We start from the raw sequence: 15,725 nt of genomic DNA, 5'->3' as shown, positions 1-15,725 counted from the left end.
CGACACCCACCATGATCCCCAGTAGATCTTGCTACTGGAACCAATATCAGCGCTGAACCCGGCTCTGGTAGCAAGATCCCCGAGGTTCCAGCCGGCCCCGACCGGCTCAGTCCTCCTCGGCCACCACCAGGACCTCCAGCGTGCGCGGCCCGTGCACACCCTCGACCCGGTCGAGCTCGATGTCGCTGGTGGCCGAAGGGCCGCTGATCCAGGTCAGCGGACGCGTCGGATCCAGTATCCGCACCGCCTCGGGCACCGCGTCCACGACCTGGCCGGCCCGGACCACACACAGGTGGTAGTCGGGCACCAGCGTCGTCGCGCGCCGCCCCTGGTCGGGCTCGCCGTCCAGCACGATGGTGCCGGACTCCGCGATCGCCACCGCGCACCCGGTCACCGCGCCGTCCACGCCGTCCAGCACCTCCAACGGAAGCGGGTCCTGCCGGGAGTCGGGCACACGCTCCACCCCGGTCTCGGCGAACCACCCCTCGGGGGCGCCCGAGGGCACCGCGATCCGCTGTGCCCCGCGCCTCTCCAGCGCGGCGGCGACCTGCCCGGCCACCTCCTCGGGCCGGACCCTGTGCACCAGGGCCTTGTAGTCGGCCAGGCGGTCCACGAGCACGTCCAGGGTGGGCCCCATGCCGTGGCTGTCGGCGTAGGTGCGCTGCAGGGTGCGCTCGGCCGGCTCGTCGGCGGGAACGTCCTTCAGGGCCGCGCGCACCCGGCCCAACACACGCTCTCGTGCGGTCGTCATGAGCGGCCCTCTCCTCGTTTCTTCCACCACCGGCGGAACGACTCCTCCGGGATCTCGGGCACCGAACGGGTGTCGGTCCAGTTCCCGGCCAGTCCCGGAAGGTGCTGGGGCACGGCCCCGCGCGCCAGGGACGCGGCCCGCTGCGCGGCGTCCAGCCTGGCCGACGACGACAGCGCGGCTTCCGCACCGGCCATCATCGCCTTCTCGCCCGTGTGCCCCGGGCCCTCCGCGACCTGCTCGCGCAGGTGCACCAGCACCTCGGGGATGTCGATGGCCACCGGGCACACCTCGTAGCAGGCCCCGCACAGCGACGACGCGTACGGCAGGGCCTTGTCCACCTCCGACGACATCCCCTGCAGCTGGGGTGTGAGGATCGCGCCGATCGGGCCCGGATACACCGACCCGTAGGCGTGCCCGCCCGCACGTTCGTAGACCGGGCAGGTGTTGAGGCAGGCCGAGCAGCGGATGCACCGCAACGCCTGGCGCCCCACGGTGTCGCCGAGCACGTCGGTGCGGCCGTTGTCCAACAGCACCAGGTGGAACTCCTGCGGACCGTCGCCCGGGGTGACCCCGGTCCACATCGAGGTGTAGGGGTTCATGCGCTCGCCGGTGGAGGAGCGCGGCAGCAGCTGCATGAACACCTCCAGGTCGTCGAAGGTCGGCACGATCTTCTCGATCCCGACCACGGAGATGAGCGTCTCGGGCAGCGTCAGGCACATGCGCCCGTTGCCCTCCGACTCCAGTACCACCAGCGTCCCGGAGTCGGCGACCACGAAGTTGGCCCCCGAGATCGCGGTGCGGGTGCTCAGGAACCGTTCGCGCAGGTGGACGCGGGCGGCCTCGGCCAGCGCACGCGGGTCGTCGGTCAGTTCCTCCGGGGCGGGCACACCCCACTCGGCCATGTGCTGCAGGAAGATCTCGCGGATCTGCGCCCGTCCCAGGTGGATGGCGGGGACCAGGATGTGCGACGGCAGGTCGTCGCCCAGCTGCACGATGAGCTCGGCCAGGTCGGTCTCGTAAGCGGTGATGCCGGCCCGCTCGAGCGCCTGGTTCAGCTCGATCTCCTGCGTGGCCATGGACTTGACCTTGACCACGTCGCTCTGCCCGGTGTCCTGCACCAGCCGGGTGACGATCTCGTTGGCCTCGGCGGCGTCGGAGGCCCAGTGCACCGTCCCACCGGCACGCTGCACCGCCTCCTCGACCTGCTCCAGGTAGTGGTCCAGGTGGCGCAGGGTGTGTTCCTTGATCGCCGCGCCCTCCGAACGCAGCGCCGACCAGTCGTCGCCGAGCTCGCCGACGACCTGGCCGCGTTTGTCGCGGATCGTGTGGGTGGCCTTGCGCAGGTTGTGGCGTAGTTGGGAGTCCTCGACGGCCGTGTGGGCGGCCTCGGGGAAGGGCGGGATACCCAGGAACGTCGCACTCATCGGCGGGCCCCTTCCGTGGCTGGGGAGGCGGTCGGCGGGACGGCGGGCGCGCTCGTCTCGGTGTGGGCGAGGATCTCGGCGATGTGGGCGACGCGCATGCCCGAACGCTGGCGCTCAAGGATCCCGCCCACGTGCATCAGGCAGGAGTTGTCGACCATGCACAGCACCTCGGCACCGGTGTCGACGGCGTGGCGGGCCTTGTCCGCACCCATGGCCGAGGACACGTCGCCGTTCTTGACGGAGAACGTGCCGCCGAACCCGCAGCACTCGGTGGCCTGGGCGACCTCCACCAGCTCCAGGCCGCGGACCGCGCGCAGCAGCCGGTACGGGCGGTCGCCCAGTCCGAGCATGCGCAGCCCGTGGCAGGTGGGGTGATAGGCGACCCGGTGCGGGTAGTAGGCGCCCACGTCCGTCACGTCGAGCACGTCGACGAGGAACTCGGTCAGGTCGTACACGCGCGGCGCCAGGTCCGCGACCTTGCGGGACAGGCGGCTGCCGTTCTGCCCGAGGCGCGGGTAGTGCTCGCGCACCATCGCGGCGCAGGAGGCGGAGGGGACCACCACCGCGTCGGCGTCGCCGAAGGTCTGCACGAAACGCACCGCCATCTTCGCGGCCGGGCGGCGGTAGCCGGTGTTGTAGTGCATCTGCCCGCAGCAGGTCTGCCCCTCCGGGAAGACCACCTCGTGTCCCAGCCGCTCCAGCAGGTCGACCACGGCCCGCCCGGTCCCGGGGAACAGTGTGTCGTTGACACAGGTGATGAACAGTGCGATCCGCATGTCCCTCCTTCGTTCCACCCGTTGGTGGTCGGACCACTCTGGCACGCAGGTGGGGGCGGCGCAAGGCATCTGCGGCTGTTTAGGCGGGTTCTGGGGTTTCGCTGCGTGTCGGGAGGAAATTGGTATGATCTCTTAGTGCAGAGGGTGCGGAGCTGCCACGATGGAGCGCCTCATCCGGCACCCGACCCGACCACCACACCTGGAGACCCCGTGACCGACCTCGACGCCCGGCGCACCCCCGTGACACAGAGGGCCGTCGAGGAGATCAAGCGCAGGATCGCCGACGGGCGCTTCGGCCCCGGCGACCGCCTGCCCACCGAGCGCGACCTCGCCGCCGACCTGGGTGTGTCCCGCAGCTCCATGCGCGAGGCCATCCGCGCCCTCATCACCCTCGGTGTCCTGGAGTCGCGCCACGGCGCCGGCGTCTACGTCACGGCCCTGCGCCCCTCGGACCTGCTGGAGACCTTCTCCGTCCTGGCCGAGGTCTCCCAGGGCGCCACCCTCCTGGAGGTCCTCCAGGTGCGCCGCATGCTCGAGCCCGCCGCCACCGCCCTGGCCGCCGCGCGCGCCGACGACGCCCAGATCGCCCACATCGGAACCCTGCTGGAGGACATCGACGGCGGGGACGGCACCGTCTCGGCCGACCTCGGCTTCCACCAGGCCATCGTCGCCGCCACCGGCAACGCCACCCTCGCCGCCGTCAACGACGGTCTCAGCTCCGCCAGCTTCCACACGCGCGTGTGGGCCGGTCACCGCGAGGCCGGGCTCACCGCCAAACTCCGCGAGGACCACCACCGCATCCACGAGGCCCTGCTCGCCCGGGACCCCGACGCCGCACGCGCCGCCGCCACCGCGCACGTGCTGCGCGTCGAGGACTGGCTGCGCGCCGAGCTCCGGGGCCAGGCCGATCTCCGGGGGCAGGCCGCAGCAGGCCCCGGTGACCAGGGCCCGGCCGATGCGGATCCTGCCGGCACCGTCGACCCCGCCGCCGCCCGGGAGCGGTGACGGCGGGCGGCGCTCACTCCTGGCCGCGCACCCGGTCGGCGAACTCCTCCGCGCGCAACAGCCGCGCCAGCTCGCCGCGCCGCGGCACCGGAGGACGCTCCTCCTCCGGCACCGGCGAGGGATCGGGAACCTCACGCGGCAACTCGGCGTCTATACCCAGCGACCCACGGTCCTCGATCTCGTCGATGCGGTGATCCTCGGGCTGTTCCTCCAGGTACTCGGCCACCGCCGAGTCCTGGTCCGGCGCCCCCGCGTCCAGCTCCGCGTCCACGTCGTCGATGTCCGTGCGGTCGAGGTCCTCGGGATCGGGTCGTGCACTCACCGGCGCCCCCTCGCCATCGGTCCTACCACTGGATCATTCCCGGTCGGAGCGGTCGTTACCAGTGGGGCCGCGGGGCCGTGCGCGCGCCGTACGAGTGCGGCGAACCGCACTCCGCGGGCCGCGCCCGCACGACGGTGACCGGGGGTAAGCTTCGACCGCCGTCGAACCAATCTCCCTCTCCATGAACGGAGTCCCACGAGCAGTGACCGTACGCGAAGGGGTCCGCAGGACCGTCGAGGCCTCCTGGTTCCAGGCCGTCGTCATCACCCTGATCCTCGTCAACGCCGTCATCCTCGGCTTCGAGACCTCGCCACGGATCATGGCCGAACACGGCGACCACCTGATGCGTGCCGACCGGGTCATCCTCACCCTGTTCGTCACCGAGCTGGCACTGCGGCTCTTCGCCTACCGCGGGCGCTTCTTCAAGGACCCCTGGAGCTGGTTCGACCTCGTCGTCGTCGGTATCGCCCTGGTCCCCGCCAGCGGCCCCTTCGCCGTGCTGCGTGTGCTCAGGGTCCTGCGGGTCCTGCGCCTGGTGACGGTCGTGCCCGCCCTGCGGCACGTCGTGGCCGGCCTCTTCCGCGCCCTGCCCGGTATGGCCTCCATCATGGTGCTGGTCCTCCTGCTGCTCTACGTCTCGGCGGTCATCGCCACCAAGCTGTTCGGCGCCGATTCCCCGCAGCACTTCGGCGACCTGGGCGCCTCGCTGTTCACGCTCTTCCAGATCTTCACCGCCGACGGCTGGGCCAACATCGCCGACGACGTCATGGCACACCAGCCCTACGCGTGGATCTTCTTCGTCGTCTTCGTGCTGGTGTCCACGCTCATCGCCCTGAACCTGTTCATCGCGGTGGCCGTCGAGGCGCTCAACAAGACCGGCGACGACGAACAGGCCGAGCCCGAACCGGTGCTCGGCCCGCGCAGCCCCCGGGGGCCGCGCGGAGACGACCACCAGGAGCGCATCCTGGAGGAACTGCGTTCGCTGCGGACCGAGGTCGAAGCACTACGCAGCGAACGCGCTTCTGTGGAAAGCTAGGCGAGCCCACACCGTACGGACAGGAGCGACCGGATGTCCGCCAGCACACCCCTGCCCCGCGCCGAGGCCACCGGTGACCGGGCCGAGGCCGCCATCGCACTGGACCGCCGCGACGAATGGAAGGCCCTGGGCGAGCACCGTTCCGGGTTCGACTCCACCCGTCTGCGCGACCTCTTCGAATCCGACCCCGAACGCGTGGACCGCAACACCCAGCGCGTGGGCGACCTGCACGTCGACCTGTCCAAGAACCTCGTCACCGACCGCACCTGGCAGCTGCTGGCCGACCTCGCCCGCGCCACCCGCGTGGCCGACCTGCGCGACGCCATGCTGCGCGGCGACCGCATCAACGTCACCGAGGACCGCGCGGTCCTGCACACCGCCCTGCGCGCCCCGAGCGAGGCCGTGATCCGCACCGACGGGCACAACGTCGTCCCCGAGGTCCACCGGGTCCTCAACCACATGGCGTGGTTCGCCGAACAGGTCCGCTCCCGCACCTGGCTCGGGCGTACCGGGCGCGCCGTCACGCGTGTGGTCAACATCGGCATCGGCGGCTCCGACCTGGGCCCCGCCATGGCCTACGAGGCGCTGCGCCCCTACACCGACCGCGGGCTCGAGTTCCGCTTCGTCTCCAACGTCGACGGCGCCGACCTGCACGAGGCGCTCATCGACGCCGACCCCGCCACGACCCTGTTCGTGGTCGTCTCCAAGACCTTCACCACCCAGGAGACCATCGCCAACGCCACCGAGGCCAAGCGCTGGCTGCTGGACGCGCTGGGCCACGAGGGCGACGAGGAGGCCGTGGCCCGCCACTTCGTCGCGGTCTCCACCAACGCCGACGAGGTCTCCCGCTTCGGTATCGACACCTCCCACATGTTCGAGTTCTGGGACTGGGTCGGCGGCCGCTACTCCTACGACTCGGCGGTCGGGCTCTCGCTCATGGTCGCCCTGGGGCCCGAACGCTTCCGGGAGATGCTCCGCGGGTTCCACGTCATGGACGAGCACTTCGCGACCGCGCCCCCCGAGACCAACCTGCCGTTCCTGCTGGGGATGCTGGGGGTCTGGTACGGCGGTTTCCACGACGCCCACAGCCACGCCGTGCTGCCCTACAGCCACCACATGGGGCGCTTCCCCGCCTACCTGCAGCAGCTCGACATGGAGTCCAACGGCAAGTCCGTCCAGCGCGACGGGCGGCCCGTGGGCTGGCACACCGGCCCCGTGGTCTGGGGCACCCCCGGCACCAACGGACAACACGCCTACTTCCAGCTCCTGCACCAGGGCACCCGCTTCGTGCCCGCCGACCTCATCGGGTTCGCCCGACCCGGCCCCGACCTGCCCGCCCACCTGCGCGGCCAGCACGACCTGCTCATGGCCAACCTCTTCGCCCAGGGCCAGGCGCTGGCCTTCGGCCGGACCGCGGATGAGGTCGCCGCCGAGGGTGTGCCCGCCCACCTGGTGCCGCACCGCACGTTCCCCGGAAACCGGCCCACCACCACGATCCTGGCCGAACAGCTCACGCCCGCGGTGCTCGGCCAGCTCGTCGCGCTCTACGAGCACAAGGTGTTCGTGCAGGGCGCCGTGTGGAACGTCAACTCCTTCGACCAGTGGGGGGTCCAGCTCGGCAAGGTGCTCGCCAAACGTGTGGAGCCCGCGCTCACCGAGGGCGAGCAGGTGCCGGGCCTCGACGCCTCCACCGCCGCGCTCGTCGAGCAGTACCGGCGCATGCGCCACCGCGGCTGACCTTCGCCCGGGCGGGCGTGCGCGACAACACCTTTGCGCGGCCCGCCCGGGACGGCTAATCTGAACACGTAATGCGCAACTGACATCGAGACCGATCGCCCGAGTGTGCGGGGCTCGCCGAAGAGGCTGGAGCCGACCCCGCTCGGGCCGCCACAGTTCCCAGCCCGTGGTGCGGTCTCGATGTCGGCGACACCCTCGCCCCAGCAGTCCGCCGCCCGCGGGCACCTGCGCATCGAGGCCCACCCCATGACGAAGGGTGGTCCCACATCGTGAATCCGCACACCACGTCAGCTCCCAGCGGCGCGGCCACGCTCAGCGCCCGCGATCTGTCCCGCGCCTACGGCACCCATGTGGTCCTGGACGGGATCGGCCTCGACGTGGCCCCCGGTCAGCGCCTGGGCCTGGTCGGGGAGAACGGTTCCGGGAAGTCCACGCTCCTGCGCCTGCTCGCCGGGACCGAGGACCCCGACTCCGGCAGCGTCGAACGCCCCGACGACACCGGGTTCCTGCACCAGGAACTGCCCTACGGGCCCGGGCACACCCTCGGCGACGTCGTGGCCGACGCGCTCGCGCCCGCGCGCGAGGTCGAACAGCGCCTGGCCCGCTGTGCCGAGGCGATGAACGACGGCCCCGGCGACGAACACGTCCTGGCCGAGTACGCCGACGCCCTGTCCGAGGCCGAACGCCTCGAGGTCTGGGACGCCGACCGGCGCGCCGATCTCGTCGTGGCAGGTCTCGGCATCGACGGGCTGGGCACCGACCGCACCGTGGAACGCATGTCCGGCGGACAACGCGCCCGCCTGGCCCTGGCCGCCCTGCTCATCCGGCGTCCGCGGGCCCTGCTCCTGGACGAGCCCACCAACCACCTGGACGACGCCGCGCTGGAGTTCCTCGAGGGGTACCTGCGCGGCCTCCCGGGCCTGGTGGTGCTGGCCAGCCACGACCGGGTGTTCCTCGACGCCGTCTGCACCGGCCTGATCGACCTCGACCCCGCCGTGGAGGGGCCCGTCTTCTACGGCGGTGCCTACACCTACTACCTGCACGAGAAGAAGCTCGAGCGGGAGCGGTGGGAACAGCGCCACCAGACCGAGCAGGAACGGTTGAAGGCGCTGCGGGAGTCGGTACGCACGACCGCGCGCAAGGTGGGCTACAACCGTCAGCCCAAGGACAACGACAAGATGAACTACGACGCCACCGGCGAGCGGGTGGCGCAGCAGGTCTCGCGGCGGGTGCGCGACGCACGCGGGCGGCTGGAGGCGCTCGAACGCGACCAGGTGCGCAAACCTCCGCGCAAGCTCTCCTTCTCCGGGCACCTGACCGCCCGGCCCGACACGGCCGACGGCCAGGCCCTGATGCTGCGCGACGCGCAGGTGCCCGGCCGGCTGAGCCTGTCATACCTGGACGTGCCCGCGGACGGACGGCTGCTCGTGACCGGTCCGAACGGTGCCGGCAAGTCCACGCTCCTGTACACGTTGGCGCGCCGCCTCACCCCGGTCTCCGGAACGGTGACCTGGGCGCGGGGCGCCACGGTGGCCCTGTTGGAACAGGACGTGGAGTTCACCGACCCCGAACGCACCCCGCGCTCGCTGTACGAGGCGCTCAACGCCGGGCGCCCCGACGCCCCGCGGCTGGTGGAGCTCGGGCTGGTCGCCCCGCGTGACCAGGACCGTCCGGTGGGCCTGCTCAGCGTGGGACAGCGCCGCCGCCTGGCCCTGGCCATGCTCGTGGGCCACGCGCCCGACGTCCTGCTGCTGGACGAGCCGACCAACCACCTGTCGCTGTCCCTGTCCGAAGAACTGGAGGAGGCCCTGGGAACCGCGCCCGGTGCGGTCGTGGTCGCCTCGCACGACCGGTGGCTGCGCCGCAACTGGGAAGGGGAGGAACTGCGCCTGGTCGGGGGCGCCGCCGACCACTGACCGGTACCGGCGCGGGCACTGGAAACCCCCGCACACCTCGTGCAAACTCTCGGTAGTCAATTGATTGCTCAGAGATGTCAACGGGGGTCTCCGGTACATGACCACGCCCATGGACGCGCCGGAGTCGTCCCGCAACGCCGACCCCGAGTCCCTGGCCTCCGGGGACCGGGGTTCGGCCGGACGGTCGCTGAGGCAGATCGCCTGGCAGCGGTTCCGGCGCGACAAGGTCGGCATGGCCGGCGGCGTGGTCGTGCTCCTGCTCATCCTCGTGGCCCTGTTCGCGCCCCTGCTCGCGTCCTGGTTCGGGTCTCCGCCCAACCAGTTCAACCAACCGCTCGTGGATCCCCTCACCGGGGGCGTGCTCCAGGACCCCGACCGCCCCGAACTGGGCCTGGACCCCTGGGGCGGTATCAGCGCCCAACACCTGCTCGGCGTCGAACCCGTCAACGGCCGCGACCTGTTCAGCCGCATCGTCCACGGCGCCCGCACCTCGCTGCTCGTGGCCACCGTCGCCACCGTGGTGTGCGTGGTCATCGGCACCGTGCTCGGTATCGTGGCCGGTTACTTCGGCGGCTGGATCGACACCGTCATCAGCCGGGCGATGGACATCTTCCTGGCTTTTCCCCTGCNGCCGCATCGTCCACGGCGCCCGCACCTCGCTGCTCGTGGCCACCGTCGCCACCGTGGTGTGCGTGGTCATCGGCACCGTGCTCGGTATCGTGGCCGGTTACTTCGGCGGCTGGATCGACACCGTCATCAGCCGGGCGATGGACATCTTCCTGGCTTTTCCCCTGCTGCTGTTCGCGATCGCCCTGGTCGGCGTCATCCCCGACGGCGCCTTCGGTCTGGAGGGCAACGACCTGCGCATCGGTGTGCTGGTCTTCATCATCGGGTTCTTCAACTGGCCCTACATCGGCCGGATCGTGCGCGGGCAGACGCTCACCCTGCGTGAACGGGAGTTCGTGGAGGCCTCCCGCAGCCTCGGTGCCGGGAGCGGGCACATCGTCTTCCGGGAGATCCTGCCCAACCTGGTCACGCCGATCCTGGTGTACTCCACGCTGCTGATCCCCACGAACATCCTCTTCGAGGCCGCGCTGAGCTTCCTCGGTGTGGGCATCAACCCGCCCATGGCCACCTGGGGCGGCATGCTCGAGAACGCGCTGCAGTTCTACACGACCTCACCGCACTTCGTGATCATCCCGGGTCTGGCCATCTTCGTCACCGTGCTCGCCTTCAACCTGTTCGGCGACGGGCTGCGCGACGCCTTCGATCCCCGCTCCTCCGACTGACCGGCCGGTGCCCGCACGAACCCGCCGTGCCCCGCACGGACCCTGCAGTGAACCCGATCAGGAGGCAAGGTGAGTACCCACCACGTCACACGCGCGGTGCCGCGCCGAACGCACGCCGGCCGGGGCCGGACGGTAGGGCCACCGGCGGCGGCGAGCGCCCTGGTCGTCCTGCTGGCCGCCTGCGGTGGCGGCGGTGCCGGCCAGGAGGGCGAGGGCGAGTTCAACGAGGGGGAGACCTCCGTGGTCAACCCCTCCGACGAGACCGGTGGCACCCTGCGTTACGGGCTGGCCGCCGATTTCGACTCGCCCGACCCGGGCAACACCTACTACGCCTTCAGTTGGAACTTCAGCCGCTACTACGCGCGCACCCTGTTGACCTACCAGGAGGAGCCGGGGGAGGCAGGGACCGAGCTCGTGCCCGACATGGCCGAGGAGATGCCCGAGTCCAACGACGACTCCACCGAGTGGACCGTGCGCATCAAGGAGGGCCTGACCTACGAGGACGGGTCGCCGATCACCGCCGAGGACATCAAGTACGCGATCGCGCGGTCCAACTTCGGTGAGCAGGCCCTGCCCAACGGGCCCAAGTACTTCGTGGACCTGCTCGCCGACAGCGACGGTTATGAGGGGCCCTACGCGGCGGACGACGGCGACGACCCCTTGGAGGGCTTCGGCGGTATCGAGACCCCGGACGACCACACACTGGTCTTCCACCTGGAAGAGCCGTTCTCGGAGTTCCCCTACGTGCTGATCCAGCCCCAGACCGCGCCCGTGCCGGCCGACGCCGACGAGGGGGAGCAGTACCAGAGCCGCGTGGTCTCCTCGGGTCCCTACAAGTTCGCCGAGGACTACCGGCCCGGTGTCGGCCTGAACCTGGAACGCAACGAGGAGTGGGACTCCGACACCGACGACACGCGCCCCGCCCTGCCCGACCGGGTCGAGCTGGAGATCGGCGTCGAGCAGAACGAGATCGACCAGCGCCTGGTCAACGGCGACCTCGACGTGGACCTGGCCGGCGTCGGCGTGGGTCCTGCGATGAAGGGCACACTCATCACCGACGAGAGCAGGCGCCCCAACGTCGACAACCCGCAGACCAGCACGTTGCGGTACTTCAACGTCAACACCGTCGTCGAACCCCTCGACGACCCGGCCTGCCGGGAAGCGGTGATGCACGCGGCCGACCGCGACGCCCTGCAACGGGCCTGGGGCGGCGACACCGGGGGCGACATCGCCACCCAGGTGATGCCGCCCTCACTGCCGGGGTCGGACCAGAGCATCGACCTGTACCCGTCGGACGACAACACCGGTGACCTGGACACGGCGCGGGAGAAGTTGGAGGAGTGCGGCGAGCCCGACGGGTTCAGCACCACCATCGGTACCCGCTCCGACCGGCCCACCGACGTCAGTTCCGCGGAGGCGCTGCAGCAGTCGCTGTCGCGGGTGGGCATCGAGACCGAGATCCAGCAGTACCCGTCGGACTCCTACACCAACACCCAGGCCGGGTCGCCCGACTTCGTGCACGACAACGACCTGGGGCTGACCGTCTACGGGTGGGCGCCGGACTGGGCCAGCGGTTACGGGTTCATGAGCAAGATCCTGGACGGCGAGGCGATCCAGCCGGCCGGCAACTCCAACATCTCCGAGCTCGACGATCCGGAGATCAACGACTGGTTCGACGAGGTGCAGACCATCGACGACCCGGACGAGCGCTCGTCGATCTACACGCAGATCGACGAGCGGGCGATGGAGCAGGCGGCGATCCTTCCGATGGTCTTCGAACGCATCGTGGTCTACCGTCCGCCGCACCTGACCAACGCCTATTACCACGCCGGTTACTCGATGTACGACTTCATGGCGCTGGGCACGACGCGGGAGTAAGCACGCCGGTGGACCGTCCTTTGCCCCGGCGTGGCCGTCCTGTCGTCGCCGACGGGGCCGGAGGGTTCACCCGGGCAAAGAAACGGCCCCGGTTCCGTGGTGGAACCGGGGCCGTCTTCGGTCGGGGCCGGTCGTGCGTGAGCGGGGATCACACGGTCGGTGCCCGCCCTGGGGAGGTCGCCGGCCCGGTGGGGTTCACCGGGCGGGTCTCACCCCTGTGGTCCATGTGGGGTTGTCACCAGAGGTGGTCGACGATGGTCTCGGCGTCGTCGATCTGGTCGTGGTAACGGTCGGGGTAGGCGGAGCGCTGAACGTCCTGGGCGACGGTGCCCATCTCCTCGTCCTCCCAGCTCTCGTCGGGGAAGACGACCTCGAGCTCGTCGTAGAAGGCGTCGGTGGCCCACCCGGCGTCCAGGCGGTCGTCGGCCGAGCCGTAGTGGTCGCGCTGCTGGTAGAGGCCGACGCTGTCGCGGTCGCCGCCGTCGTAGTTGTTCAGGTGGGTCTCGACGATGGCGGTGGACATGGCGATGGTTGCGGCCTTCTGGTCCATGTCGCGGTCCTTGGAGGCCTCGACGACCTCCTTGGCGCAGGTCGTGGTGCGGGCGTCCATGTTGCCGGCCATGTCCTGGGTCAACTCGTCGTTGAGGTCGTCGGCGGCCTTTTCGGCGTCCTCGGTGAAGCTGCCGTCTGCGTTCTCGAGGTCCATCCCGACGGCGGTGCAGCCGTCGTTGTCCTCGTTGTTGCTCTCGTCAGCGGCTGCGATTCCGGGGCCCGCGAGGAGCAGGCCGCCGCTGAGCAGCACGCCCGATGTCGCAGTAAACACAAACTTCGGCATCGATTCGATAAAAGGCATACGTGCAATGTAGGGCGTGACCTGGATTTTGGTAGTGGTTGGGGTCACATCGGGCACGTGTGAAAACCGACGCCACACCCGATCAACCCTGAGGGGTGGTTCTGGCGTCCGGGGGTGAGGAGATCACGTGGAACCGATCGAGCCGATGCTGGCACGCACGGTCGACCACCTGCCGACCGGCGAACGGCTGCTGTACGAGCCCAAGTGGGACGGCTTCCGTGCCGTGGCGGGGACCGGGCCGGTGGAGATGTACTCCAGGAACGGGCGGCGCCTGCACACCCGCTTCCCCGAGATCGCCGAGGCCCTACGGGAGCAGCTGCCCGGCGGGGTGGCGCTCGACGGCGAGATCATCCGGTGGTCCGATGACGGCCGCCTGGACTTCGGGGCCCTGTTGCGCAGGAACGGTGTGAGCTCGCGCCACGCACGCCAACTGGCCCGCAGCGAACCCTGCCACTACGTCGTCTTCGACCTCCTGGCGCTGGCCGGACGCGATCTGACCCACCGGTCGCTGGAGCACCGGCGTGCCGAACTCGAACGCCTCATGGGCCTGGTCGCCCAACCGTCCCCGCTGACCCTGGGTTGGCAGACCGACAACCCCGACGTGGCCCGGCAGTGGTGGCGGGAGATGCCGGCCGTCGGCGTGGAGGGGATCATGGTCAAGGACGGCGGACGCTCCTACCGGCCGGGCCGCCGCGACTGGCGCAAATACAAACACCGCGTCACCACTGAGGCGATCGTCGGCGGCACAGTCGGCGAACCCGACCGGCCGCGCGCGCTGATCCTGGGCCGCACCGACCCCGACACGGGGGAGCTGCACATCGCCGGCCGCACCCAGGACCTGACCGACGACCAGGCGCACGAGCTGGGTCCCTTCCTCACCAAGGCCGGCCGCGGCGACCACCCCTGGCCCCGGACCTTGCCGCCCTCCTGGGGGCAGACCGAACGGCAGCGCTATGTCCAGGTCGTGCCCGAGACGGTGGTGGAGATCTGCCCCGACACCGCGACCGTCGCGGGGCGCTGGCGGCACCTGGCCGAGTACGTACGCCCGCGCACCGACCTGCGCCCGCGGGACGTGCCAACCGGGCTCGACGTGGATTGAGTCGGCCGGCGCCGTCGCCCGGGACCGGGTCCGTACAGGATCGGCCTGCCGAGCGCACGACCGTCCGGTCGCCTCGCGCCCCTAACCGGGGAACAGGGTCCGTGCGCGGGCGATGAAGTCCAGTCGCTCGGCCCATCCCATGGTGTCGGCGTCCGCGACGACGCGGTCCGCGCCCGCTTCGGCGTAGGCGGTGTACACCTCGGCCAGCTCCTCCGGTGTGCGGGCGAGGAGAGGGGCCGCCTCGGCCTCCTCCGGGGGCATCCCGTGCTCCTCGACGGCGCGGGCGGCGGCCGCGGTGCCCGGTGTGCCGGGCTCGTTCAACTCTTCCATGGCGGTGGGCAGCACCGCTCCGATGTCGATCACGCTCATGCGGGCAACACTGCTACCTCAACAATGGTCGAGGTCAACCTTCGGGGGCGTGCCCTGATTCCGTCGGTGGGCTGCATGCCGTCCGACCTGGACCGGGGCCGAGTCAGCCGGCGCTGTCCACGGCCGCGGCGAGTTCGTCCCGGCTCATCTTCGAGCGGCCCTCGACACCGAGCTCCTTGGCCCGCGCCATGAGCTCCTTCTTCGTCGGGGCGTTCCGCTGCTCCGGTGCGCTCTTCTCCGCCGAGGCCTGCTCCTGCGACCGCCGTGGTGCGGGCGCCCGGCGGGCACCCCCGGTCTTCCTACCGCCCTTCTTGCCGCGGCGCTCCTGCAGCGACCGGCGCAGCGCGTCGTCCAGGGCCACGACCTTGCCCTGCTCCTCGGGTTCCTCGGGCTCGTAGCTGATCGTGCTGCCCTTGGCCTTGGCCTCGATGAGCTCCTCGAGGCGCCGTTCGTACTCGTCGGTGTACTGGTCCGGTTCCCAGTCGGCGGCCATCGCCTCGATGAGCTGCTCGGCCAGTTCCAGGTCCTTGTCCTCGACCTCGCCGGAGGGCGGACGCATCACGTCCTCGGGCTCGCGGATCTCGTCGGGCCAGTACAGCGTGGACGCGGTCAGCACCCCCTGCTGCGGGGTGATCAGCACCAGGTGCTCACGGCCGCGCATCACCATGCGGCCCAACCCCGCGCGCCCGGACTCGGTCAGCGCCCGGCACAGCAGCCGGTAGGGCTTGGCCGCGCCCTTGTCCGGGCCGACGTAGTAGGTCGAGGCGTACCAGAGCGGGTCGATGCTCGCCGTCTCGACGAACCCCTCGACCTCGAGCGTCTTGGAGCGCACCGGTTGGATGCGTTCGAGCTCCTCGGGTTCGAGGACGACGTAGGAGTCCCGATCCGAGCCGTACTGGGCCCCCTTGACGATGTCGTCCTGGGACACGGGCTCACCGGTGCTCTCGTTGACCCGCTTGTACCGCACCCGGTCTGAGGTGCCCTTGACGAACTGGTGCGTCGTGGGGCCGTGGCGCTCCCTCGCGGAGTACAGCCGGGCGCCCATGCTGACCAGCCCGAAACTCAGCGTCCCGGTCCAGACGGGGTTGGCCATCGGTATCACCCCTTCCTGACCCAGTGTGGGACAGGCCCCACCAATCACCAGGTGGCCCGGTGCAAAACCTCGGCACACGTGCACGCCGGTGCCCGGTCGGCAGGGGCGGGCCACGGCGCGTGGTCGTGATCGAGTAAATACTCTGCGTTACATTTTTGGTGGTGGAGGGGGACCGCT

The 15,725-nt window shown here is 70.5% G+C and carries 13 protein-coding genes and 2 pseudogenes; 8 read left to right on the top strand and 7 right to left on the bottom strand.

The window, feature by feature from the left end:
* Window positions 1-106 precede the first annotated feature (106 nt).
* From IDM40_RS17975 to IDM40_RS17965, 3 genes are read right to left on the bottom strand one after another with little or no spacing between them, the layout of a single operon-like run.
* Window positions 107-751: a LutC/YkgG family protein gene (locus tag IDM40_RS17975; RefSeq protein ID WP_193123167.1), complete on the bottom strand. Its 645-nt coding sequence runs from the start codon at window positions 749-751 to the stop codon at window positions 107-109.
* Window positions 748-2,175, bottom strand: a complete 1,428-nt coding sequence (locus tag IDM40_RS17970; protein WP_193123166.1) for a lactate utilization protein B — start codon at window positions 2,173-2,175, stop codon at window positions 748-750. The genes IDM40_RS17975 and IDM40_RS17970 overlap by 4 nt, the downstream gene beginning before the upstream one ends.
* Window positions 2,172-2,951, bottom strand: a complete 780-nt coding sequence (locus IDM40_RS17965; protein ID WP_193123165.1) for a (Fe-S)-binding protein — start codon at window positions 2,949-2,951, stop codon at window positions 2,172-2,174. Before IDM40_RS17965 ends, IDM40_RS17970 begins: the two co-directional genes overlap by 4 nt.
* 210 nt (window positions 2,952-3,161) lie before the next feature.
* On the opposite strand from IDM40_RS17965, the gene IDM40_RS17960 reads away from it, so the two are divergent.
* The gene (locus IDM40_RS17960) at window positions 3,162-3,956 is read left to right on the top strand and encodes a FadR/GntR family transcriptional regulator (protein ID WP_328807053.1); all 795 of its coding nucleotides are present in this window, start codon (window positions 3,162-3,164) and stop codon (window positions 3,954-3,956) included.
* A 13-nt stretch (window positions 3,957-3,969) separates the two neighbouring features.
* Here the strand turns inward: IDM40_RS17960 and IDM40_RS17955 are convergent, their stop codons facing one another.
* On the bottom strand, window positions 3,970-4,278 hold the full coding sequence (locus IDM40_RS17955) for a hypothetical protein (protein WP_193123164.1): 309 nt from the start codon (window positions 4,276-4,278) through the stop codon (window positions 3,970-3,972).
* A gap of 202 nt (window positions 4,279-4,480) precedes the next feature.
* Here IDM40_RS17955 and IDM40_RS17950 point away from each other — a divergent pair, with 202 nt between their 5' ends.
* The 6 genes and pseudogenes from IDM40_RS17950 (at window position 4,481) to IDM40_RS17925 (ending at window position 12,134) form a co-directional block, all read left to right on the top strand.
* Complete coding sequence (locus IDM40_RS17950; protein ID WP_193123163.1) at window positions 4,481-5,314, top strand: ion transporter; 834 nt, start codon at window positions 4,481-4,483, stop codon at window positions 5,312-5,314.
* A gap of 33 nt (window positions 5,315-5,347) precedes the next feature.
* Window positions 5,348-7,051 carry a glucose-6-phosphate isomerase gene (gene pgi, locus IDM40_RS17945; protein ID WP_193123162.1) on the top strand — a complete coding sequence of 568 codons (1,704 nt, stop codon included), beginning with the start codon at window positions 5,348-5,350 and terminating at the stop codon, window positions 7,049-7,051.
* A 269-nt stretch (window positions 7,052-7,320) separates the two neighbouring features.
* Window positions 7,321-8,967: an ABC-F family ATP-binding cassette domain-containing protein gene (locus IDM40_RS17940; protein WP_193123161.1), complete on the top strand. Its 1,647-nt coding sequence runs from the start codon at window positions 7,321-7,323 to the stop codon at window positions 8,965-8,967.
* Window positions 8,968-9,064: 97 nt separating this feature from the next.
* Window positions 9,065-9,583: pseudogene (locus IDM40_RS17935) on the top strand (ABC transporter permease); the annotation flags it as partial.
* A 16-nt stretch (window positions 9,584-9,599) separates the two neighbouring features.
* Window positions 9,600-10,256: pseudogene (locus IDM40_RS17930) on the top strand (ABC transporter permease); the annotation flags it as partial.
* A 69-nt stretch (window positions 10,257-10,325) separates the two neighbouring features.
* Window positions 10,326-12,134: an ABC transporter substrate-binding protein gene (locus IDM40_RS17925; protein WP_193123160.1), complete on the top strand. Its 1,809-nt coding sequence runs from the start codon at window positions 10,326-10,328 to the stop codon at window positions 12,132-12,134.
* A gap of 235 nt (window positions 12,135-12,369) precedes the next feature.
* Here the strand turns inward: IDM40_RS17925 and IDM40_RS17920 are convergent, their stop codons facing one another.
* Complete coding sequence (locus IDM40_RS17920) at window positions 12,370-12,969, bottom strand: hypothetical protein (RefSeq protein ID WP_193123159.1); 600 nt, start codon at window positions 12,967-12,969, stop codon at window positions 12,370-12,372.
* A gap of 145 nt (window positions 12,970-13,114) precedes the next feature.
* Between IDM40_RS17920 and IDM40_RS17915 the strand changes: the two genes are divergently transcribed.
* A complete protein-coding gene (locus IDM40_RS17915; protein WP_328807052.1) occupies window positions 13,115-14,086 on the top strand; it encodes an ATP-dependent DNA ligase in 972 nt (323 codons plus the stop codon).
* Window positions 14,087-14,167: 81 nt separating this feature from the next.
* On the opposite strand, the gene IDM40_RS17910 is transcribed toward IDM40_RS17915, so the two are convergent.
* Together IDM40_RS17910 and ku are read right to left on the bottom strand one after the other, a co-directional pair.
* A complete protein-coding gene (locus IDM40_RS17910; protein ID WP_235997707.1) occupies window positions 14,168-14,455 on the bottom strand; it encodes a hypothetical protein in 288 nt (95 codons plus the stop codon).
* 103 nt (window positions 14,456-14,558) lie between these two features.
* Window positions 14,559-15,548: a non-homologous end joining protein Ku gene (gene ku / locus IDM40_RS17905; RefSeq protein ID WP_193123158.1), complete on the bottom strand. Its 990-nt coding sequence runs from the start codon at window positions 15,546-15,548 to the stop codon at window positions 14,559-14,561.
* Window positions 15,549-15,725 lie beyond the last annotated feature (177 nt).

The sequence above is a fragment of the Nocardiopsis coralli genome (assembly GCF_014892575.1).
Taxonomy (GTDB): domain Bacteria; phylum Actinomycetota; class Actinomycetes; order Streptosporangiales; family Streptosporangiaceae; genus Nocardiopsis; species Nocardiopsis coralli.
The sequence above is the reverse complement of the archived record's forward strand: the minus strand, read 5'-3'. Positions and strand labels throughout refer to the sequence as shown.